The sequence below is a fragment of the Brevibacillus porteri genome (genome assembly GCF_003013475.1).
Taxonomy (GTDB): Bacteria; Bacillota; Bacilli; order Brevibacillales; family Brevibacillaceae; genus Brevibacillus; species Brevibacillus porteri.
Map to the genome: position 1 here is coordinate 36,723 of NZ_PXZO01000001.1, position 21,824 is coordinate 58,546.

Genomic DNA, 21,824 nt, shown 5'->3' on the forward strand with positions numbered 1-21,824 from the left:
GTCACCTTCGCCTGTTTTTGTTGCGCTTCGGTCTTCTTTTTATCGTCTTTTGTGGTTGAATGGTCCGGGGAAAACCACTTAGAAAGGCGGAATAATCCAGCATGCGAAGGACAGAAGGGCGAGCACGCCGAGGCAGCTCTTCGGCACCCTCAGGCAGCGGAACTGTTTTGGCTGACTTGGATGGCTTGCTGTTGACCTCCAATAGCCACACCCGTCCATGGACATCGACTCCCAGATCAATTCCGAATTCTGCGTACTGCCCAGGCAGTGATTCTTCTAAAAGGATCGCGAGCTTAAGTGCTACTGCGCGTAACGTTTGAGGGGATGGTCGAGTCGTGCCCGCCCATGGTCCACAAACTCGCAGGGCCTGAAGGGGAGTCATCATCTGCCCGCCTCTGGATATATTGGAAACAATGTGGTTTAATCCCAGGCGAGCTACCATGGAAGTGACGGACCATTCGCCTTTTCGGTCTTTTTGTACCAATACACGAAAATCTGTCGGTCGTCCTTGGATGCCGATTAACCGTAACCCTTGTTGCAGCAAATAGGATGTGCCTTTTGTCCTTTTTTGCAAATACTGATGTAAGCCCTGAATGCTAGCAAATGATTTGCGCAATCCTCCGGGGAACGCTAGCTGGTATCCCTCGGGCGAACTGCGAACTCGAATGATCCCGCGTCCCATGCTGCCGTTAGCTGGTTTAGCATAAATGGTGCGATACGTAGATAGCATTTGCCGCAGGTCTTCCTGTTTCAAATAAGGAACCATACTGGGAAGATGTTCAGAGGCTGTCGGTTGATTCTCGAGAGCGGCGTGTACATGCCACTTATTCAAAAAACGCTCGTTAAAAAAGGGAATGGAAGCGTCCTTGCAGCGTTGAACCCAGTTGGCCATCTGTTCACTTCGTTCGCGTTGGCGGGATACGAGTCGGTTGTAAATGCATTGTGGAAGCGGAAGTAAGGTTTGTCTCCAGACGCCTCCTTTTCTAACGATTCCGCGCACGATTCCCGCATCCCAGTTGACATCCTGAAGCCGAAATGCGCAAAGGATACCTCCGCGTTTACGGGTGATATCGGACATCTCCTGGAAGAAAGAGTTTAGGTGTCCAAACGGTCCTTGCGAGAACGCTGCATTGTAGCTCGAAACAAGAACACCTACATACGGTCCGAAAACGATTGTTTTCTGACTCGCATCATAACGGACTAAGAGTGGAACGCCCCTGGGTAGATGAAGTGATTGAGCTAATGATGGTCGAATGAAGGTTTTACCCGAGGTTTTGCCTCCCCGTTCCCAAACGCCTACGCGTGCGGAAACGGTTTTGCTCCCAAATTGGACCGCAATGGTGGACGGTGTTGAAAGATTCCATTTGCGCAAGTGCGCCTGGGGCAGGTAAAGGTCTACTTCCGATATTATCTCGTTTTCGACAACGATTGTTGGAACGTAGGACATGAGTATCCCCTTCCCATCAGGCAAAGTTAGTCTATGGTATGAGCATCCAAAACGTTTGGTGCCATGTAGAGAAGAGAGGTTGTTAGGATTTATGAACGCTTGGATACTATTAGTGAATATTGCAGTAGGCTCTGTCATCGGCGGAGTGACGAATGATTTAGCCATCCGAATGCTGTTTAAACCAGTAAAACCGTGGTATATAGGCAGGTGGAAAGTGCCTTTTACCCCGGGATTGATCCCGAGAAGACGGGACGATATCGCGATACAAATGGGCAGACTCGTCGAAGAACATTTGCTGACGACAGAGGGGGTCAAGCGTGCACTGAATCAGAGTGGTTTGGAGAGCACGCTGACAGGATGGATGAACACCATCGCTCGAGACTGGATGACAGATGAGCGCAGCCTACGTCAAGTAATGCAGACGGCGATGCCTCAGTTATTTAAGGAAGACGGAACGTGGAGTGAGAGTGTCCGCGCGCCTATCGAGGCGAAATGGGGTACTTTTGTCGATCAGGTTCTGACACAATATGAAGAGAAAAAACTGCGAGAGTTGGTTACGGACAACGGACGCGAGCGTCTGGATGCTGCACTTGGCAGTGTGAGCGAACTGCTTTTGAAACGTTTCCGCGAATATTTACATTCCCCGGAAGGCCAGCAAACCTTGCAAAACATGGTTCGCGGATTGCTCGGTGGAGGCGGAGGCATGTTTGGTGGCTTGGTTGGGATGTTTCTTGGGGATGACAAGATTTTGGGCAAGATTCTCCCGTATCTCGATGAGCTTTTGCAAAGCAGAGAGCTTTCGGAGCGCGTGCACTACTTTTTGCATAAGGAAGCGGACAAGCTCTTGGACAAAAGTGTGGGCGAAGTGGTTGCCTGGATTGGGCGAGATCAAGTGGACGATTGGGCGGGGAAGCTTTTTGCCAAGCTGGAGGAGCAAAGCCTGCGCATCGTGGACGAGCCTCTGTCTCGTTTGACAGCGCCTTTTTCTGAGACGGTGACAACGGAACTCGTTCCTCGTTTGTCAAAGTGGATGGTGGACACACTGCAACAAAACATCGAGAGAATATTTTCGCGCCTGGCTATCCGAGAGATTGTTACACGGCAAGTAGAGGGTTTCCCGATTGAAAGAATTGAAGAGATGGTAGTCGGGATCTCAGGCAAGGAATTCCGCATGATTACCGTGCTCGGATTTATCCTTGGCGGGATTATTGGGCTGGTCCAAGGTTTATTGTCCATTTTGTTCAGTTAAACAAAACTGAAAAGAAACTGTAACTGTGTTGTAATAATCCTGTAATATTCCTTGGGTATGATAAAAGCACGATGAAAACCCCCTTAATGATATACTTTCTGGTCGGTAGCTTTCGAAAAAGCTACCCTTTTTTTTTGCCCCGCCTTCGGGTATATTGGTCGAAGGAGCGCACGTACATGGAACGGGTGGGAGAAAAGGAAGGGGGAATAGCAATATGGCAACGAAGCATGAACAAATCTTGCAACATATTGATCGCCTTCCGATCGGTTCGAAGATTTCCGTGCGGCAGATCGCGAAAGACCTTGATGTGAGTGAAGGGACTGCATACCGCGCGATCAAGGAAGCGGAAACGCAAGGATACGTCAGCACGATTGAACGTGTCGGTACGGTGAGAATCGAGAAGAAGCAAAAGGAAAATATAGAACGTTTGACCTTTGCGGAGGTTGTGAACATCGTCGATGGTCATGTGCAGGCTGGACGTGAAGGCTTACACAAGACCTTGAATAAATTTGTAATAGGAGCCATGCAGCTCGAAGCCATGATGCGCTATATTGATGCCGGGAGTCTCTTGATTGTCGGTAACCGCTATCAGGCGCACAAAATCGCTTTGCAACAAGGGGCTGCCGTATTAATTACCGGGGGATTCGATACAAGCGAGGAAATCAAGCAGCTGGCTGACCGCTTAGCGTTGCCAATCATCTCTTCCAGCTACGACTCCTTTACGGTAGCATCGATGATTAACCGAGCCATTTACGATCGCCTCATCAAAAAGGAAATCGTAATGGTAGAGGATATTTTGAAGCCGCTTGCAGAAACGCCTGTCTTATTGACATCAGATTCTGTTGCTAAGTGGCACCAGTATACGGAGCTGTATCAGGACACGAGATTCCCCGTCGTAGACGAGCAGATGCGCCTGATCGGGATTGTTACCTCCAAAGACATCATCGGTCATGAGGAAACTGCGACAATCGACAAGGTCATGACGAAGAACCCGATTACGACCTCGCCGCGGGTATCCGTAGCGTCATCCGCGCATACCATGGTGTGGGAAGGAATCGAGCTATTGCCTGTCGTAGATAACCATCGCAAGCTCGTAGGGGTCTTGAGCCGAAACGACGTGTTAAAAGCTCTGCAATTTACAGCCAAGCAACCACAGATGAGTGAAACGTTCCCGAATCTGATCATGTCGCATTTCCGTGAGGAGCGTCAAGCGGATGAAATGGTTTATCTGGGAGATGTCAGCCCACAAATGACCAACCATCTCGGTACGATTGCCAGCGGAATCATGACTACGGTCATGGTCGAGGCTGCTTGTAACCTGCTGCGGCATCATCGTCGAGGCGACATGGTACCGGAAAATATCACCGTCTATTTCCTAAAGCCAGTCCAGATGGAAAGTCATATAGAAGTGAAACCTCGTCTATTGGATATCAGCCGCCGCTTCGGAAAAGTTGAAGTATCCGTATTCCACGGCGAACAGCTCGTAGGGCAGGCCATGATTACTGCGCAAATTATTGAGCGATAAAAGAAAGGAACAGTCTTTCGGGACTGTTCTTTTTTTAGTCGGTAAGCAATTATAAACCGTCACTCATTTTTTGCGTTGAGTTGGGGCAAGAGGCGCGCCTCCTTTTTTCCATGCGCAGAAAAGGGATGTGAATGAAGATTTTAGCCAGCATGCCTACGCCCAAAACAAATACTGCATAAACCAATTCAATTGAGTCAAACAGCGCTCCGTATAGTTGAAAACCGATCAGCCTGCCCACAGCAAACAGCATGACCATGACGGAAATAAACCGTCCCAGCATATGTGATTCGATGGTTTGCTGATAGAAGGTACGGAAAAATACACCGTAGATATTGAACATGGAAAACAGAAAATAGCTTACCAATGAATAAAATAGGACTACGGCAAACGGAGAGGTTTGCAAGTGCTGTAAAAAAGAATGACTGCCCAAGAGCAGTAGAGGAAAGACCGCTGCAACGATCCCGATCAGACCGATACCAATACTATGGGAGACGGAAAAGCGTTTCTTTAAAAGGATCACCCCAATAATCGAGGAGACGGAGCCCATAGTTTGTGCACTTTCGACCAGTCCGAAATCGATGTCCGATCCACCAAATACCTGTTTGATCATGTACGGGAAGCCAATCATGACAAAAGGAAAGAGAAAGATATGGGTAAAAAGACCGTTTAGTACAAGTGAACTAATTCGAAGATCCGTGGTGAAAATCTGTAAACCTTCCTGTAGTTCCTTTATAATCGAAGAAGAACTGGGTGCTCTTGGAATCGAAGGAAGCTTCATGAAATACGTGGATGCTGCTGAGCTCAAGGAAAGTACCGCGTTTAGTAAAAAGACGGCTTCAATTCCGCTCATCGTATACAGTAGTGTGCCAATGAGTGGAGCAAGGACACGAACGCTCTCCACGACAGTACTATCCAGAGCGATAGCGTCAGTCAATTCTGTTTTCTTCACTACATGCTGCAAGAGTGTAGTATACGCGGGAACTGCCAGTAGATTGCATACAGAAAAAAATAGAACGGCCACATAAATCATCGTCTCTTTGATGGGCTGAAACAGCGAGAAAAAGAACAGCGACAGCAGAAAAATACCGTAAATGAGATCGATGCTGCAAAGCAGCTTTCGCTTGTCCAGTCGGTCAGCCCATACACCTGCAAATGGACCGAACAGGATTTGCGGGATTACTCCCAGTGCCAGTATGGAAGCAAATTTTCCTGCTGATCCTGTGAGTGCCAGGATGTACAGGGCAAAGGCAACGTTCAGGCAGATCGTTCCAAACTCGCTGGTAGAATGGCGAAACAAAAACAATGAGAAATTCGGGTTGGCAAACAAATTGAATTTCATAGCTGATCCCTCCAAGTGCTCTAGGCAAAACACATAGGTTGATTGTAGAGGGATCAGGAAAAAAAGCCCGGCAAATTTTGCTGTTAGGATGAGCAATTATTGACATCGGAAGGTGGGGATGAGAATGATGAGCCAGATTACCAAGCCGTTATCCTTGAAGATTGTGAACAGCGCTATTACCATCTATCAGATAGAGGCAGGCGGTTCTGATGAGCTACATCAGCATGATAGTTGTTTTCAAATCAGCATGTTGCTTCAGGGCAATCCGTTGGTGCAATGTGAACAGCAATTTCGCAAGTTGGCAGGACGTCAGCGTCTGGTTGCATCCCCTGGGTGCCAGCACCGTCATTTTTCTGAAGCTGAGGCTATGCGGTTGATGCTCTTCTTTCTCAGCCCAAGCCTTCTGGAGAGCGTCTATGCTGACAAAATGGAAGCTGTTAGCGGACCGATTGAATTTGTCCCATGGTCGGAGGATGAAACGGATGGTTTTCAAAGAATCGCGGAAACAGTCTGTACACAAATGATTACACAGCAGATGGAAAAACTTGCGCTTGAACAGCTAGAATGGGAGCTGGCCAGCCTGCTGTTAACCGTTCAGGAAGGATCACACACGCAAAAATGGCGGGGCAAGCATCTAGCCGCTTATCCCGCCATCCCTGTATCGATCCATCCTGTCCTGAAAAGGGTGACTGATTTGATCCAGGATGATGTAACCGTAGATTGTTCACTGGATACACTGGCGGGGGTTGCGGGTATCAGCAAATTTCATCTGATTCGTCTATTCCGTGAGCAGATTGGTCGCACCCCGGCGCAATATGTGACAGATCAGCGTGTAACACGGGCGGCCTGGTTGCTCCGACACAGTAAGCTCGCCGTTACGGCCATCGCCTTTGAAGCGGGCTTTGGCAGTGTAAGCACATTTGAGAGGGCATTTAGAAAAAAATATAGCGTAAGTCCGCTCCATTACCGCAATAGCATGTAGGTGCGTACGAATATCGAAAAGTTGGGTTTGCGATGAGGCTATGGGGCCAACCTGCACTCCCTTTTCCATTGTCACCCATGAATTGACAGGGTAAGGAATGTAACTTATCATCTAATTAGAGTATCATCTAATCAGATTGAGTAAACGAAGAAAGGAGTGTCCCTCTTGCAACTAGATCAACTCGTCACCTTTTACAAGGCACTCGGAGACCCCACGCGCGTGCGTATTCTCGCGATTTTGGCAAATGGTCCACTGCATGGACAGGCGTTGGCAGGCAAGCTCGGCGTGACACCTCCGACCATCACACATCATATGGCAAAGCTTCGAGATGCAGGGGTCGTTTACGAGCGTCGTGATAAAAACACTATCTATTTCTATTTGCATGATGCAAATGTAAAACGACAGTCGCAGGGAATCGTGAATGTCATGGAAAAAGCAAAGGATACGTCAGTAGAGGAGTTATTTGCAGAAGACACCTTACATGTTCAGAGGAGGCACCAGATGGCAGCGGAAAAAATGCAGGTCATTCGCAGCTTCATTACGCCAGATGGCAAGCTGAAACAAATCCCGTCCCAGCGTAAGAAAAAGCTGATCGTCTTTGAATACATGGTCCGTGGGTTAGAAAAAGGTCGCAAATACAAGGAACAAGAGATCAACGAATACATTCGCCAATTCCACGAGGATTACGCTACGATTCGTCGGGAATTTATCATGAATCATTATATGTATCGAGAAGAGGGCATCTATGAGCTGAACCCGGAGGAAATCTGGGCAAAAGCCGAAGACCTGCAATAGCAGGAAATCGTTTCCTTCTGAATTGAACAGAAAAAAGGACAACCTCGGGCACTGCCGCTCAGGTTGTCGAAGCAATAGAATGTCACACAAATTCATTATAGCGAGAGATCTATCAGGTTTGTATGATAAACAGCTGGGAATAGAGGAAAAGTATTTCCAGTCAGTGTGTTCCCCAAAATGAAAAAGGCATGCGGAACGTAAATTTGATCCCATGCCTTTTTCTTATTGAGGTTTTGAACTCTTATACCCCTTTTTTCAATTCTGCCTGCCAAGCTGTACGATAACGGAAATAATTGCGAGTTCCTAAGAATAAATTCATAGCCCCTACAATCAGCATGATCAACGCAACAACAATGCGGATCGTATCGAGAGAATCAAAAGTAAACTGATTGATGCCGAACAAAGAAACGAGTATCCCCAATGACACATTCATTTTCCCCAGCAACATACGCGATTCAAGCGGATGGATGCCTCGTCTGCGCGCATGGATACTATAGTAGACACTGGCTACCAGGGAAGCGAGAATACCGGTCATGTAAAAGGCAGGCCACATATATGGATTCATCCTTTCTAGCCATTCTGGTATTACCCATCCTACCAAAATCAGGGGAGAACGGTCAAATACAAGTAAGAACGTTTGTTCTTAGCGTCCGTATGCGCTATACTTCCGGTATAATGTAAGAGAGAAAGTTTCCATTGTGAAAATTGAGAGGGGTAATATCATGACCTCCTTTGTCCATTTGCATGTTCATACGGAGTACAGTCTGCTGGATGGAGCAGCACGTATTGATGCACTAGTGAAGCGAGCCAGCGAATTGGGCATGCATGCACTGGCTATGACAGACCATGCCAATCTGTACGGGGCGATCCCGTTTTATAAAGCTTGTCTTGAGGCAGGCATCCAACCGATTATCGGAATGGAAATATACGTAATAGAAGGAAATCTTCAAGATCGCGTGCGAAATGCACCGCCGCCTAGTCATCTGATCGTTCTCGCTGAAAACGAAACGGGCTATCGGAATCTCCTGAAGCTGGCGACAGTCGCGAATACAGACGGCAACTATATTCTTCCGCGTCTCAACAAAGAGGTGTTGGCAAAGCATACAGACGGCCTCATTGCACTGAGCGGCTGCCAGCAAGGGGAAGTAGCCAAGCTGTTACTGGGTGGAGAAGCGGACGCTGCGCAAGAAGCAGCCAGCAAGTATCAGCGAATGTTTGGTGAACAGCATTTTTATTTGGAACTGGCTGATCATGGACTGGAAGTGGAGCGCAGGCTGAATACTCGTCTCGTGAAACTGAGTCAGGAAACGGGGATTCCGCTGATTGCGACGAACAATGTTCACTACATCTACAGGGAGGATCACCAGCAGCATGATATCTTGTTGGCGATCAAAGAAGGCAAGACGATTGGAGAAGAAAACCGTTTTCGCTACGAGACGGATCAATACTATCTGAAAAGTGCCGAGGAAATGGCGGCGCTCTTTGCTTTTGCGCCCCAGGCGTTAGCGAATACGCTAGCCGTTGCAGATAGGTGTAAGCTGGACCTTACCTTTGGCGCGCATATTTTGCCGGAATTTCCCTTGGCAGAGGGACAAGATTCAACACAGTATTTGCGTGAGCTGTGTGAAAAGGGCTGCCTGGAGCGATACGGCGAGATTACGCCAGAGGTGCAAGCGCGTCTAGATCACGAGTTGACGATTATTACAGGGACGGGCTTCACCGATTACTTCCTGATTGTATGGGATTTCATGCGGTACGCTCACGAAAATGGGATACCGACTGGACCAGGACGCGGATCTGCGGCAGGTAGCCTCGTCGCGTATGTTTTGAAAATCACGAATGTCGATCCACTTCGCTTTCAGTTGCTCTTTGAACGCTTTCTCAACCCGGAGCGGGTGACGATGCCCGATATTGATATCGATTTTTCCGTAGAGCGCCGTGACGAAGTCATTCACTATGTAGCGAGCAAGTACGGGCATGATCGTGTTGCCCAGATCATTACCTTTGGAACGATGGCGGCTCGTGCAGCAGTTCGTGACGTTGGGCGGGCGTTAGGCTTGTCTTTGGGCATCGTGGATCGCGTGGCCAAAATGATTCCGCAATCGCCAGGCATGACGATTGAGCGGGCGATGCAAATTAACCCGGATATCGGCAAGCTGTGCGCGGAAAACAAACAGGCAGCACAACTCATCGAAACGGCAAAGGGCGTAGAAGGCTTGCCGCGCCACGCTTCCACACATGCGGCGGGTGTCGTCATTTCGCGTGAACCGCTGACGAATTACGTTCCATTACAGACGGGTAATGAAGGCTTGGCACTCACACAGTATCCGATGGAGATTCTCGAAGAAGTCGGTCTCTTGAAGATGGACTTCCTCGGCTTGCGCAATTTGACCATCATCCAGGAAACGTTGCGTCATTTGCAGGAGCAGGGAATATCGCTTGATCTGGATCAGCTGCCGACAGACGATGAGAAAACGTTTCGTATGCTCTCCCGTGGAGAGACAACCGGCATTTTCCAACTGGAATCTTCGGGGATGCGCAATGTGCTGCGAGATTTGAAGCCGAGCAGCCTCGACGACATCATTGCGGTTCTGGCTTTGTATCGCCCGGGGCCGATGGAGATCATCCCGCAGTACATCGCCGCCAAACACGGACAGAGCAAAGTACAGTACGCTCATCCTGTTCTCGAGCCGATTTTGCGAGAGACGCACGGTTTTATGATTTATCAGGAGCAAATCATGCAGATTTCCTCAACACTCGCAGGCTTCAGTCTTGGTGAGGCAGATATTTTGCGCCGAGCAGTCGGGAAAAAGAAACGGGAGCTATTGGCGGAGCAGCGGGAGAAGTTCGTGGCTGGTTGTGTCCGGCAAGGGTACGGACAAGAGCTGGGCAATCAAGTCTACGATTTGATCGTACGCTTTGCTGATTATGGTTTCAACAAAGCCCACTCGGTGGCTTATGCGGTCATCGCCTACCAGATGGCTTATTTGAAAGCAACTTATCCGCTTGCGTTCATGGCAGCGCTACTATCCTTGTCCATTGGCAGCCAAACGAGAATTGCCGAGTACACGGAAGAAGCGCGGCGACTACAGCTTACTGTGCTCGGGCCTGACGTGAATAAAAGCCTGGCTTACTTTACAGTGGAGCAGGATGCGATTCGCTTCGGTCTGGCCGCAGTGAAAAACGTCGGCTACAGTGCCATTGAATCGATCGTGAAAGAGCGCAAAGGCAGACCGTATAGCGATGTCTTTGATTTTTGTGCGCGCGTGGATGCGCGGTTAGTCAATCGCAGAGTAGTAGAATCACTCACGTTATGCGGCGCGCTGGACTCGTTGCCAGGACATCGCAGTCAGCTTTTGCTATTGCTGGATGAAGCAGTAGGGAAGGCAAACAGCAAGAGAATCGAGCGTGACGCCAACCAGCTCAATCTATTTGCGGGTGAAGAAGATGCGGCACCTTTGCGCGAGCCAGCAGAATATCCAGAGGTAACACCGTTCTCACATACCCAGCAATTAAAAGAGGAGCGGGATTTGATCGGGGTATATATCTCCGGTCATCCACTTGACCAGTTTGCCCATGTCGCGAGTCGCCCGGAAGTAGCCGTTATCTCTTCATTGGGGGATGTGCCGCGCGACAAGACGGTAAAAGTATTCGGAATGATAACGGAAGCGAGACGCATCCAAACGAAAAAAGGGGACCCGATGGCGTTTATTACGCTAGAGGACAAAACGGCGCCAGTAGAGCTGGTCGTCTTTCCACAGGTGTATACGAAGTATGCGCCTCTGCTCGAGCGCGAACAAATCGTCGTGGCAGAAGCCCGAGTCGAACATCAGGACGACATGGTCAAGCTCATGGCTTCTCGTTTCTGGGATGCACAAACGCTGCCGCAGCCGAAGTCCGAGACCGTATTATTTGTCAAAATATCGGCAGAGCAAGAGCATGATTCGACGCTGCAAAGACTTTCACGTTTGTTTGTCGAAAAAAAAGGAACGATTCCTGTTATTCTCTTCTACGAAGGAAAAAGACAGACAATTCGCCTGCCAGAAGCAAATTGGGTAGACGTAAATGAGTCATTTTTGGAGCAAGCGCGAGAAATTGTGGGGCCTGACAGCGTAATTCGGAAAGAAATGCCTATAAATTGGGGAGGATGAGGAATGTCCTCCCTTTTTCGCCGTTTTCGGCAGGTTTACAGGAGAACAGTTTTTTATTATATTGAGATCATAACTCAATGAGTGGTCAGACCACTTGGAATAACCCAGGCATTTTTTACTGCCTACAAGCCATCATAGAAACTATTATCGTGAAATGGAGTGGGATCTCATGTCCAACCTGAGAGAGGAAGCACTGGAGCTTCACAGAAAACATCAAGGAAAATTGGAGGCAGTGACCAAGGTACCCGTTCGCAATGCTTACGATCTGAGTCTTGCCTATTCTCCTGGGGTTGCTGAACCTTGCAAAGATATTTTTGATGACAAGTCCAAAGTGTACGATTACACGATGAAAGGCAATCTGGTTGCAGTAGTCAGCGACGGTACTGCTGTACTAGGTCTTGGAAACATCGGACCAGAAGCAGCAATGCCGGTTATGGAAGGTAAAGCAGTTTTGTTCAAATCTTTCGCAGGCGTAGATGCATTCCCGATCTGCTTGAATACAACAGATGTAGATAAAATCGTAGAGACAGTAAAACTGCTCGAGCCTACTTTTGGTGGCGTTAACTTGGAAGATATCGCAGCTCCTGCATGCTTCGAAATCGAAGAGCGTCTGAAGCGCGAAACAAACATCCCGATTTTCCACGATGACCAACACGGTACAGCAATCGTTACAGCGGCAGGTCTGATCAATGCTTTGCGCGTGGTTGACAAAAAGCTGGAAGATATTCGCGTCGTAGCGAACGGTGCAGGTGCAGCTGGTATCGCGATCATGAAGCTTTTGATTTCCATGGGCGTGAAAGAAGTGATCATGGTTGATACAAAAGGAATCGTGTACGAAGGCCGTCCATTCGGTATGAACCCGGTGAAGGAACAAATGGCGAAAATCACGAACCGCAGCATGCTGCAAGGTGACCTGACTGATGCAATGAAGGGCGCTGACGTATTTGTCGGTGTATCCGTAGCTGGCGCTGTTACACAGGACATGGTTCGTTCGATGAACCGCGATCCGATCATTTTCGCTATGGCAAACCCAGTACCAGAAATCATGCCGCAAGAAGCAAAAGAAGCAGGTGCGGCGGTAATCGGTACAGGCCGTTCCGACTTCCCGAACCAAGTAAACAATGTACTGGCATTCCCGGGAATCTTCCGTGGCGCTTTGGATGTACGTGCAACGGAGATCAACGAAGAAATGAAGCTGGCTGCTGTATATGCAATCGCAGACCTGATCACGCCAGAAGAGCTTACTGCGGATAAAGTGATCCCTTCCGCATTCGATCCACGTGTAGCACCAAACGTAGCTGCGGCAGTAGCAAAAGCAGCGATGGAAACGGGTGTTGCTCGCATCACAGTTGATCCGGAAGAAGTCAAACAAAAAACGACGAAATTGACAGCTATCTCTTACCAAGAAGCGTAAAATACTCTTTATCGAGGCACCGACGACACCCTCCGCGAAAAAACGTAGTCTTTTTACAAACGTGGAGGGTGCTCCTCGTTAAAGGTACGAGTAAGGAGGATAATCGTGCTCGACTCTTCCCAAGATCGAAAGGTTTACGAAGGAATTCTCCTGCAACTTCATGAAATCATCCAGGAGCAAAACTTGCGGCCCGGGGACAAGCTGCCGTCTGAGCGAGAGCTGTCCGAACAACTGGGAGCAGGTCGTTCTTCTGTACGCGAGGCTCTTCGGGCTCTGGAGTTGCTCGGACTCATTGAGACCCGACGCGGGGAAGGCACCTTCCTCAAGCATTACCGGCACAATCGGCTGATCGATATTCTTGGCTTTTTTATCCTACGGGATACCAAAACCAAGAAGGACTTGATCGAAATGCGCCGAATGCTAGAGCTGGATGCTGTCCGCTTAGCCTGTAGACGGGCGACTGACAAGCATTTTGATGAAATGGAACGCATCCTGGCCATTGCAGAGGAAAGAGTAGCAAGAGGCGAGGTACCTGCGGAGGAAGACTATCAGTTTCATCGCGTCATATGTCGCTCCAGCCGCAACTCGATTCTGCATCGCATCTGGACGCCTTTGGTTGAGTACAGCAACAGTATTCGAATTGAATCACTGTCGCGCGAAGGTAGAGCGAGTGCAGCACTCGTAGAGCATCGACAGATTATGGAAGCCATTCGCGAAGGCGATGTGAACGTCGCATTAGAGAGAATGAAAAAGCATTTGGAGAACAGCAAGCTTTAGTTTTCCCCCAATTTGCGAGGGGCGTTGGCGCTGTGATATGATGATGCAGACCTGTATTGGACGATTGAGGGGGAAGCCAGCATGTGGACGGTCATCTACATCGCTCCTAGCGCTAGAATTGCAGAACGGATACAGCAACGTTTGACAGATGAAGGGTTTTTGGTAAAGGTTCGCGAAGGTAAGGTCTCGAAGCAATACGAGATTCTCGTGCCGGAGAGCGAACTAAATGAAGTCCGAGATGTACTCGGCACGATCCTTCACTGATGAGAAAGGTGGGTGTACCTGTGCTTAAAGATCTTTTTGGGAAAAAGCGCAAATTCGCTACAGTTCCTTCAGAGACACTAGCACGTGTCCCTGCTTCCACCGACACTAGCAAGGAAGCGGGTACGAAAGAAAAGGAAGTCCCTGAGGGATTGATGAATAAATGCCCACATTGTGGGACGATTCACTACTCGAAGGATTTGGAGAAGAACTTGCGCGTCTGCAAAGGCTGTCAGTTCCACTACTCCATGTCCGCTCCAGAGCGTCTGCAAGCGCTTCTGGATGATGGGGTTCTGACAGAAGAATTTGATGCCAATTTGATTACAGCCAATCCACTCGGTTTTCCTGGCTATTTGGAAAAACTGGAGCAAGATAAGGCCAACACCAATTTGAACGAGGCGATCATTACAGGAGAAGGTCTCCTAAGTGGAAACCGCATCGTGATTGGGGTCATGGATTCTCGTTTCCGTATGGCGAGTATGGGATCGGTCGTCGGGGAAAAAATCACGCGCGCAATTGAGCAAGCGATCGAACGGCGTTTGCCTTTCATTCTGTTCAGTGCATCTGGTGGAGCACGCATGCAAGAAGGTGTTTTGAGCCTGATGCAAATGGCGAAAACCAGCGCAGCGTTGTCTCGATTGGATCGCGAACGCTTGCTGTTTGTCTCGGTCATGACGAATCCTACATATGGTGGTGTATCAGCCAGCTTTTCTTCGTTGGGAGATTACAATATCGCAGAACCAGGAGCTATGATCGGTTTTGCTGGGCGTCGAGTCATTGAGCAAACGATCCGTCAGGAGTTGCCAAAAGACTTCCAAACAGCGGAATTCTTGTTAAAGAACGGGCAACTCGATATGGTGGTACACCGTAAGGATATGCGAAATACGCTGTCCAAACTGGTAGAGATGCACACGTCTCGGGAAGGAGTAGAAACATGGCAGGCGAGCTCTCCTTTGAAAAGCCATTAGTAGAATTACAAGATAAGATTAAGGAATTGCGCCGTTTTACTGAGGAAAAGGGAATTGATTTCTCTGACGAAATACAGCGTCTCGAACAAAAATCAAAAGAGCTTGCTGCGCAAATTTATGGCAATTTGACTCCATGGCAACGCGTGCAGCTGGCTCGTCATCCGGAACGGCCAACGACTTTGGACTATATACAACTACTTTTTACCGATTTTATCGAGGTTCATGGAGACCGTTTGTTCGGAGATGACCATTCTATTGTGGGTGGAATTGCCAAGCTGGATGGGCGCCCGGTTACGGTCATCGGTCACCAAAAAGGGAAAGACACAAAAGACAACATCAAGCGCAACTTCGGGATGGCTCACCCAGAGGGCTATCGAAAGGCCTTGCGTATTATGCAGCAGGCGGACAAGTTCGGTCGACCGATCATCTGCTTTATCAATACATCAGGGGCATATCCTGGAAAAGCGGCAGAAGAACGCGGTCAGAGCGAAGCGATTGCCCGCAATCTGCGTGAAATGGCGACATTTGGCGTGCCGATTATTTGTATCGTAATCGGGGAAGGCGGAAGCGGTGGAGCCTTGGCGATCAGCGTAGGTAACCGCATCTATATGTTGGAGAATTCCTATTACTCCGTGATTGCACCGGAGAGTGCCGCTGCGATTCTCTGGAGAGATTCCAGCTTGGGCATGCGTGCGGCGGAGACGATGAAAATTACGGCACCTGATTTGTTGGAATTAGGAGTCATTGACGGAATTATTGATGAACCATTCGGAGGAGCCCATCGTGATTTGATCGCGCAGGCAGGGATGGTCAAGGCGGTCATCACGGAACAACTAGAACAGCTGGGCCGTTTAACTCCAGATGAATTGATACAGGACCGCTACGAGAAGTTTAAACAGATCGGAGAATTCGCCTCCCTGTAAGAAACAGGGGGCGTTTTTTTCTTTTTTCTCCGAGGAAAATCTGCTACAATCGAAGTCGAATGAAAGAGTTATCAGAGCTTTCAAAAAGTATGGCACATATCTTTTGATTGTATAACAGATATGAGGAATTGAGTGATACAGCATGTTTCATACAAAGTATGGTACATACTGTTTCCGTTAAATGACATGCTAAAGACGAAACGATTGGAGAGGTGGATTCCATGCGAAAACTTGCAGTTCTCACTAGCGGTGGAGATTCTCCTGGAATGAATGCCGCAGTCCGGGCGGCAGTGCGTCGTGCTCATTTTCACGAGGTACAAATGTTTGGGGTTTACCACGGATACGAAGGGCTGATGAGGGGAGATATCAAGGAGATGTCTCTGGGCTCTGTTGGGGATATTATCCAACGGGGAGGAACCATTCTCTACTCCGCTCGCAGTGAAGCGTTCAAGACGGAAGCCGGACAGCAAAAAGCAGTGGAGCAATTACGTGTTCATGGAATTGAGGGTCTGATTGTGATTGGGGGAGACGGGTCGTTTCGCGGTGCACAGAAGCTGACCGAAAAAGGCTTCCCGACCATTGGTGTACCGGGTACGATTGATAATGATATTCCGTGCACCGATTTCACAATTGGGTTTGATACGGCATTGAATACCGTTGTGGAAGCGATCGATAAAATCCGCGATACGGCCACCTCGCATGAACGCACGTACATTATTGAAGTGATGGGGCGAGATGCTGGCGACCTGGCATTGTGGGCAGGGCTTGCAGCTGGTGCCGAGTCCATTATTATCCCGGAAGCGTCGCAGGAGATGGACGATATTATTGAGCGTCTGCATGCTGGACAACGCCGTGGCAAAAAGCATTCCATCATCATTGTGGCGGAAGGGGTAGGAAGTGCCGCTTCTTATGCCGAAGCGATTACGAAAGAGACAGGCTGGGAGACTCGCGTAACGGTACTGGGTCATATCCAGCGCGGTGGTTCCCCTACTGCGATGGACCGAATGCTTGCGAGCCGAATGGGTGCAGCAGCTGTCGATTTGTTGCTGGAAGGCAAGCAGGACCGAATGGTTGGGATTCAGAACAACCAGATCGTTGATGTCGATTTTCAAGAAGCATTGGTGACAAAGCATCAATTGGATTTATCTATTTATCAATTGGCGCGCACGCTATCTATATAAAACTGACAGTTTTCGGAGTGTAGAGGAGGCTTACATCCTATGTTAAGGAAAGCAAAAATCGTATGTACCATCGGACCGGCAAGTGAATCGGTTGAAACACTGAAAAAACTGATCGAAGCAGGAATGAACGTAGCGCGTTTGAATTTCTCGCACGGTTCCCATGAGGAGCATGCGGCGCGAATTGTAAACATTCGTCAGGCATCAAAAGAAACCGGAAAACCTGTTGCAATCCTGTTGGATACAAAAGGTCCTGAAATTCGCACGGGTACGCTTGCAGTAGATGCAGTCGAGCTCGTAGAAGGAAATACGTTGATCCTCACTATCGAGGAAGTAGCGGGTACTGCAGAGCGCGTCTCCATTACGTATCCGGAATTGCCTCGAGATGTAAAAATCGGCGATACAATCTTGATCGACGACGGCTTGATCGGGTTGACTGTACAAGAAGTACGGGACACTGAAATCATCTGCTTGATTAAAAACGGTGGAACACTGAAGAGCAAAAAAGGCGTCAATGTTCCGGGAGTCAAAATCAACTTGCCAGGTATCACAGAAAAGGATGCACAGGATATCGAATTCGGTATTGAACAAGGAGTCGATTTCATTGCGGCTTCCTTCGTCCGAAAAGCATCGGATATCTTGGAGATTCGCAAAATCCTGGAGCGCCATAACGTGCGTATCGATATTATCGCGAAAATCGAAAACCAGGAAGGCGTCGATAACGTAGACGAAATTCTGGTAGTAACAGATGGAATCATGGTTGCGCGCGGTGATTTGGGCGTAGAGATTCCGGCAGAAGAAGTGCCACTTGTTCAGAAGAAGCTGATCAAGAAGTGTAACGAGCTTGCGAAGCCAGTCATTACGGCGACACAAATGCTTGATTCCATGCAACGCAACCCGCGCCCGACACGTGCGGAAGCAAGTGACGTTGCGAATGCCATTTTCGATGGTACAGACGCAATCATGCTCTCTGGAGAGACGGCTGCCGGTAAATACCCGGTTGAGTCTGTCGAGACCATGGTGCGCATTGCTGTACGTGCAGAGCAAGAGCTGAATTATCGCGAGATCTTGTACGCACAAGCACAGCTCAAACAAGTGACGATTACAGATGCTATCAGCCAAGCTGTATCCAATGCAGCACTGGATCTGGACGCAGCGGCAATCATTACTGCGACCGAAAGCGGACATACAGCTCGCATGGTATCAAAGTTCCGTCCAAAAGCACCAATCGTGGCTGTAACGCCGCATGAAGCGATTATTCGCCGTCTTGCACTCGTAAATGGCGTGTATCCGGTGAAGGGCGAAATGGCGAATACAACGGATGAAATGCTGGAGATGTCTGTCCAGGAGGCGCTTGATGCAGGCTTCGTCCGTCATGGCGATCTCGTTGTGATCACAGCAGGTGTACCTGTGCGTGAAGTTGGGACAACGAACCTGATGAAAATCCATGTCATTGGCGATGTGGTAGCAAAAGGACAAGGAATCGGCCGAAAAGTTGTTACAAACAAGGTAATTATTGCTAGATCTGCTGAAGAAGCGCTGGCAAAGGTAGAAGAAGGAGCAATTCTGGTAACCATCGGTACGGACTCCGATATGATTGAAGCGTTTGGCAAGGCTGGAGCGGTGATTTGCGAAGAGGGGGGACTTACCTCTCACGCAGCCATCGTAGGCTTGAATCTCGGCGTTCCAGTCATCGTAGGAGTGCAATTTGCTACGGATGTATTGAAGGACGGACAAATCGTAACGGTGGATTCTGAACGTGGGCATATTTACTCAGGACATGCCCGGATTCTGTAGGTAATACTATCCATCTTTAATAGAGAATGCCTCTGAAGGGTGACCAAGCGTCACCCTTTTTTGGCTTGGTGCAAAAAGGATTAGCCGACGAACTACCTGATAAGTTTTACCAGATAACGGTGATTATTAGGTGGTGCAAAGCGAGTGGGAATCTGTTAAAATCGGTCGGTGGCTTTGTGTCAGGACGGATTAAATCCATACGTTCGTAGTTTCCAAATCATGACAGAATGGGTGTTGTAGCGCTCGCTGCCAGGAAAAGGCTGAACATAAAACGGTTCTTCTGTACGTCCAATGTTCGGGATTTTGTGTCAAGTGTTTTTTTTAGAGCAAACACAACATCTAGTATTGTCGAAAATTATTTCGCACAATATATAGGTAAAACTATTGAGTTTTACAGATGAAGATAGTTAAACTAGAGAGGAAAGATTCGAAGGAGGAACGATATGCTGGCGACCGAAACCGTATCCCGAACTCAATTTTTGCGGGATGAATTCTTAAATCAATATCCTGATTTTCCGATTCATATGAGTCCTCTGGGACAATTCGTTTACTACCGTACTTATTCTCGCTTTGTTCCGGAAAAAGGAAGACGCGAAACGTGGAAAGAAACTTGCCGCCGCTCGGTGGATTACAATATTAAGCTGGCTTATCAGCATTTGAACAAAATCGGATTGTACGCCGATTCTCGCGCAATGGAAAAAGAGGCAGAAGGATTGTTTGACAACATGTTCAACCTTCGCCAGTTTTTGTCTGGCCGTACCTTGTGGGTTGGCGGTGCAGACAACGGCGTAGCGGATTTGTATCCGTTGGCGAACTTCAACTGCTCCTTCCTGAACATCAAGTCTTGGGATGACTTGGGCGATTTGTTCTACCTTCTCTTGGTAGGAACTGGCGTAGGTTTCAAATGCACGAAGGAAATGGCTGCTGGACTGGGCCCGATTCGCACGAATGTTTCCCTGCTTTCTTCTGAATACAGACCGCTGCCAAAGCATCAACGCCTGGAGCGTTCTGAGCTGAATGTACTGGATAACGGCTTTGCCAAAATTTATGTGGGCGACAGTAAAGAAGGCTGGGTAGAATCCCTCCGTCTCTATTTGCAAATTTTGACAGATTCCACTTACGAACACATTCACACCGTGAAAATCTCTTATAACAGCGTGCGTCCGAAAGGCGAGCGACTGAAGCGTTTTGGTGGTACTGCTAGTGGTCATGAGCCGCTTCGCGAAATGTTTGAAGGAATCGATAAAGTGTTGAAAAACCAAATCGACCAGCATTTGGCATCCATCGAGAGTGATGAAAAAGGATACGGCAAAATCCGTCCGATACATATTCTCGACATCGGAAACCTCATCGGAGCAAACGTCGTAGTAGGTGGCGTGCGCCGTACAGCGGAAATTTTCCTGTTCGATCACGATGACTACGAGTGCATGCTGGCGAAATACGGCATCAACGGCTTCTGGACTGAGGATCAGCTGAACCATCACCGTCGTGTAGGCGAGTTGTTGGGAGAACACAAGCCTGTATGGTTTGACAGCATCCAAAATGTAGGAGACGGACGCAGCGGTCTGGATCACCGCCGTATGTCCAACAACTCCATCGCCTTTACCAAACAACCGACCAAGCCATTCTTGAACCTCGTGTTCACTTTGATGCAATTGGAAGGCGAACCAGGCTTCATCAACTTGGAAGAAGCAAACCGTCGTCGTCCAAATGCAGAGGGCTTGAACCCTTGTGCAGAAATCCTGCTCGATTCTTATGGCGTCTGCAACCTGACGACAGTCAATTTGGTTGAATTCGTGAAGGATCACGAGGATGGCTCCAAGTATCTGGATCTAGATGGCTTGCTGGAAGCACAACGCAAATCTGCTCGTGCCGGTCTGCGCATGACGCTGGTTACGTTGGAACTGCCACATTGGGATACTGTTCAACAGCGTGACCGTTTGCTCGGAACTTCCCTTACTGGTGTGAAGGATGCGTTGGCATCCCTGGGCTATACAGAAGAGCAAGAGCTCGAACTCCTGCGTCAGCTGGGCGATGCTGCTCGTGACGAGGCGAACCGTTATGCGTATGAGCTGCGTGTGAACTCTCCACTCTTGGTAACGACAGTGAAGCCGGAAGGTACGCTGTCTCAGGTAGCTGGTGGTGTCTCCAGCGGTCTGCACTGGTCCCATTCGCCATACTACATCCGCCGCATTCGCATCAATGCTGAGGATCCATTAGCAAAAGCGGTACAAACTCTCGGCTGGACAGTCAACCCAGAGGTAGGAACACCAGGCGAAACGTATGAAGAGCGCATGGCAAATGCACGTACACTCGTAATCGATTTCCCTGTAGCATCGGGCGCAGAAGAAACGAAGAACGAAGTAAGTGCAAAACGCCAATTCGATACGTACTTCCGTTTCCAGAAAGAATATACCGAGCACAACTCTTCGAACACCATTACGGTTCGCAAGGAAGAGTGGGTAGAAGTAGAAGACATCGTTTACGATAACTGGGATAATTTCGTAGGTGTATCCTTCTTGCAATTGGATGGCGGAAACTACCAATTGGCTCCATATGAAGAGTGCACCAAAGAACAGTACGAGGCAATGAAGCAGTCCATGAAGCCATTTGATCCTGCGATTTTGCAGCAGTATGAAACCGGCGGCGAGGCTGATCTGTCCACGGCTGAATCTTGCGAAGGCGGCGCTTGCCCGATTCGTTAAGCGATTTGAATAAATAAGAGGCAGAGGTAGACTGAAAAAATCAGTCTGCCTCTGTTTTTTTATGTTTCTGTACTGGAGAGAAGAATATTTCCAGTCTAGGCTCCAGGCTCCGTCCTGCTGGGGGTCAAGACTGCCCTCTCCGAAGGGATTCGCGGGGAAACGCAAAAGTGGTAGCCGCTTCGTAGCCCGGGCACGTTGCGTTTCTATTTCCCGCTCATTCCTTCTCCGCTCGGTAGGACTCCACAAGTCGCTACGCCTGGAAATATTCTTCTCTGGCGTAACTGAACTAGATTCTTCATTCTTTTAAGGATTT

At 48.7% G+C, this 21,824-nt stretch carries 16 protein-coding genes; 13 read left to right on the plus strand and 3 right to left on the minus strand.

All coding sequences use genetic code 11. The features are described from left to right. Position 1: 1 nt before the first annotated feature. Positions 2 to 1,447, minus strand: a complete 1,446-nt coding sequence (locus tag C7R92_RS00175) for a YheC/YheD family endospore coat-associated protein (RefSeq protein WP_106832805.1) — start codon at positions 1,445 to 1,447, stop codon at positions 2 to 4. A 91-nt stretch (positions 1,448 to 1,538) separates the two neighbouring features. Here C7R92_RS00175 and C7R92_RS00180 point away from each other — a divergent pair, with 91 nt between their 5' ends. Both C7R92_RS00180 and C7R92_RS00185 read left to right on the plus strand, forming a co-directional pair. Next, positions 1,539 to 2,696 (plus strand): DUF445 domain-containing protein, encoded by a 1,158-nt coding sequence (locus C7R92_RS00180; RefSeq protein WP_106832806.1) that lies wholly within the window; start codon positions 1,539 to 1,541, stop codon positions 2,694 to 2,696. 214 nt (positions 2,697 to 2,910) lie between these two features. Further along, entirely contained in the window at positions 2,911 to 4,221 is a 1,311-nt protein-coding gene (locus C7R92_RS00185; protein WP_017250740.1) for a DRTGG domain-containing protein, read from the plus strand. 49 nt (positions 4,222 to 4,270) lie between these two features. On the opposite strand, the gene C7R92_RS00190 is transcribed toward C7R92_RS00185, so the two are convergent. Then, positions 4,271 to 5,560 carry an MFS transporter gene (locus C7R92_RS00190; RefSeq protein WP_017250741.1) on the minus strand — a complete coding sequence of 430 codons (1,290 nt, stop codon included), beginning with the start codon at positions 5,558 to 5,560 and terminating at the stop codon, positions 4,271 to 4,273. A 124-nt stretch (positions 5,561 to 5,684) separates the two neighbouring features. Here C7R92_RS00190 and C7R92_RS00195 point away from each other — a divergent pair, with 124 nt between their 5' ends. Together C7R92_RS00195 and C7R92_RS00200 are read left to right on the plus strand one after the other, a co-directional pair. After that, positions 5,685 to 6,542: a helix-turn-helix domain-containing protein gene (locus C7R92_RS00195; RefSeq protein ID WP_017250742.1), complete on the plus strand. Its 858-nt coding sequence runs from the start codon at positions 5,685 to 5,687 to the stop codon at positions 6,540 to 6,542. Between the two features lie 165 nt (positions 6,543 to 6,707). Continuing rightward, a complete protein-coding gene (locus tag C7R92_RS00200; RefSeq protein WP_106832807.1) occupies positions 6,708 to 7,337 on the plus strand; it encodes a DUF2087 domain-containing protein in 630 nt (209 codons plus the stop codon). A 241-nt stretch (positions 7,338 to 7,578) separates the two neighbouring features. Here the strand turns inward: C7R92_RS00200 and C7R92_RS00205 are convergent, their stop codons facing one another. Next, complete coding sequence (locus C7R92_RS00205) at positions 7,579 to 7,890, minus strand: YtpI family protein (protein WP_017250744.1); 312 nt, start codon at positions 7,888 to 7,890, stop codon at positions 7,579 to 7,581. 169 nt (positions 7,891 to 8,059) lie between these two features. Between C7R92_RS00205 and C7R92_RS00210 the strand changes: the two genes are divergently transcribed. The 9 genes from C7R92_RS00210 (at position 8,060) to nrdJ (ending at position 21,511) form a co-directional block, all read left to right on the plus strand. Continuing rightward, a complete protein-coding gene (locus C7R92_RS00210; RefSeq protein WP_106832808.1) occupies positions 8,060 to 11,488 on the plus strand; it encodes a DNA polymerase III subunit alpha in 3,429 nt (1,142 codons plus the stop codon). A 169-nt stretch (positions 11,489 to 11,657) separates the two neighbouring features. Beyond that, a complete protein-coding gene (ystJ, locus tag C7R92_RS00215; RefSeq protein ID WP_106832809.1) occupies positions 11,658 to 12,902 on the plus strand; it encodes an NADP-dependent malic enzyme in 1,245 nt (414 codons plus the stop codon). Positions 12,903 to 13,007: 105 nt separating this feature from the next. Then, positions 13,008 to 13,679, plus strand: a complete 672-nt coding sequence (locus C7R92_RS00220) for a FadR/GntR family transcriptional regulator (RefSeq protein ID WP_012685105.1) — start codon at positions 13,008 to 13,010, stop codon at positions 13,677 to 13,679. An 81-nt stretch (positions 13,680 to 13,760) separates the two neighbouring features. Continuing rightward, a complete protein-coding gene (locus C7R92_RS00225) occupies positions 13,761 to 13,943 on the plus strand; it encodes a hypothetical protein (RefSeq protein WP_007725347.1) in 183 nt (60 codons plus the stop codon). 20 nt (positions 13,944 to 13,963) lie between these two features. Beyond that, positions 13,964 to 14,908: an acetyl-CoA carboxylase, carboxyltransferase subunit beta gene (gene accD, locus C7R92_RS00230; RefSeq protein WP_069846068.1), complete on the plus strand. Its 945-nt coding sequence runs from the start codon at positions 13,964 to 13,966 to the stop codon at positions 14,906 to 14,908. Beyond that, on the plus strand, positions 14,875 to 15,831 hold the full coding sequence (gene accA, locus C7R92_RS00235; RefSeq protein ID WP_069846066.1) for an acetyl-CoA carboxylase carboxyl transferase subunit alpha: 957 nt from the start codon (positions 14,875 to 14,877) through the stop codon (positions 15,829 to 15,831). Before accD ends, accA begins: the two co-directional genes overlap by 34 nt. A gap of 221 nt (positions 15,832 to 16,052) precedes the next feature. Then, a complete protein-coding gene (pfkA, locus tag C7R92_RS00240; RefSeq protein WP_106832810.1) occupies positions 16,053 to 17,012 on the plus strand; it encodes a 6-phosphofructokinase in 960 nt (319 codons plus the stop codon). 39 nt (positions 17,013 to 17,051) lie between these two features. Beyond that, on the plus strand, positions 17,052 to 18,806 hold the full coding sequence (gene pyk, locus C7R92_RS00245; protein WP_017250750.1) for a pyruvate kinase: 1,755 nt from the start codon (positions 17,052 to 17,054) through the stop codon (positions 18,804 to 18,806). Positions 18,807 to 19,249: 443 nt separating this feature from the next. After that, positions 19,250 to 21,511, plus strand: a complete 2,262-nt coding sequence (gene nrdJ, locus C7R92_RS00250; RefSeq protein WP_106832811.1) for a ribonucleoside-triphosphate reductase, adenosylcobalamin-dependent — start codon at positions 19,250 to 19,252, stop codon at positions 21,509 to 21,511. Positions 21,512 to 21,824: the final 313 nt, after the last annotated feature.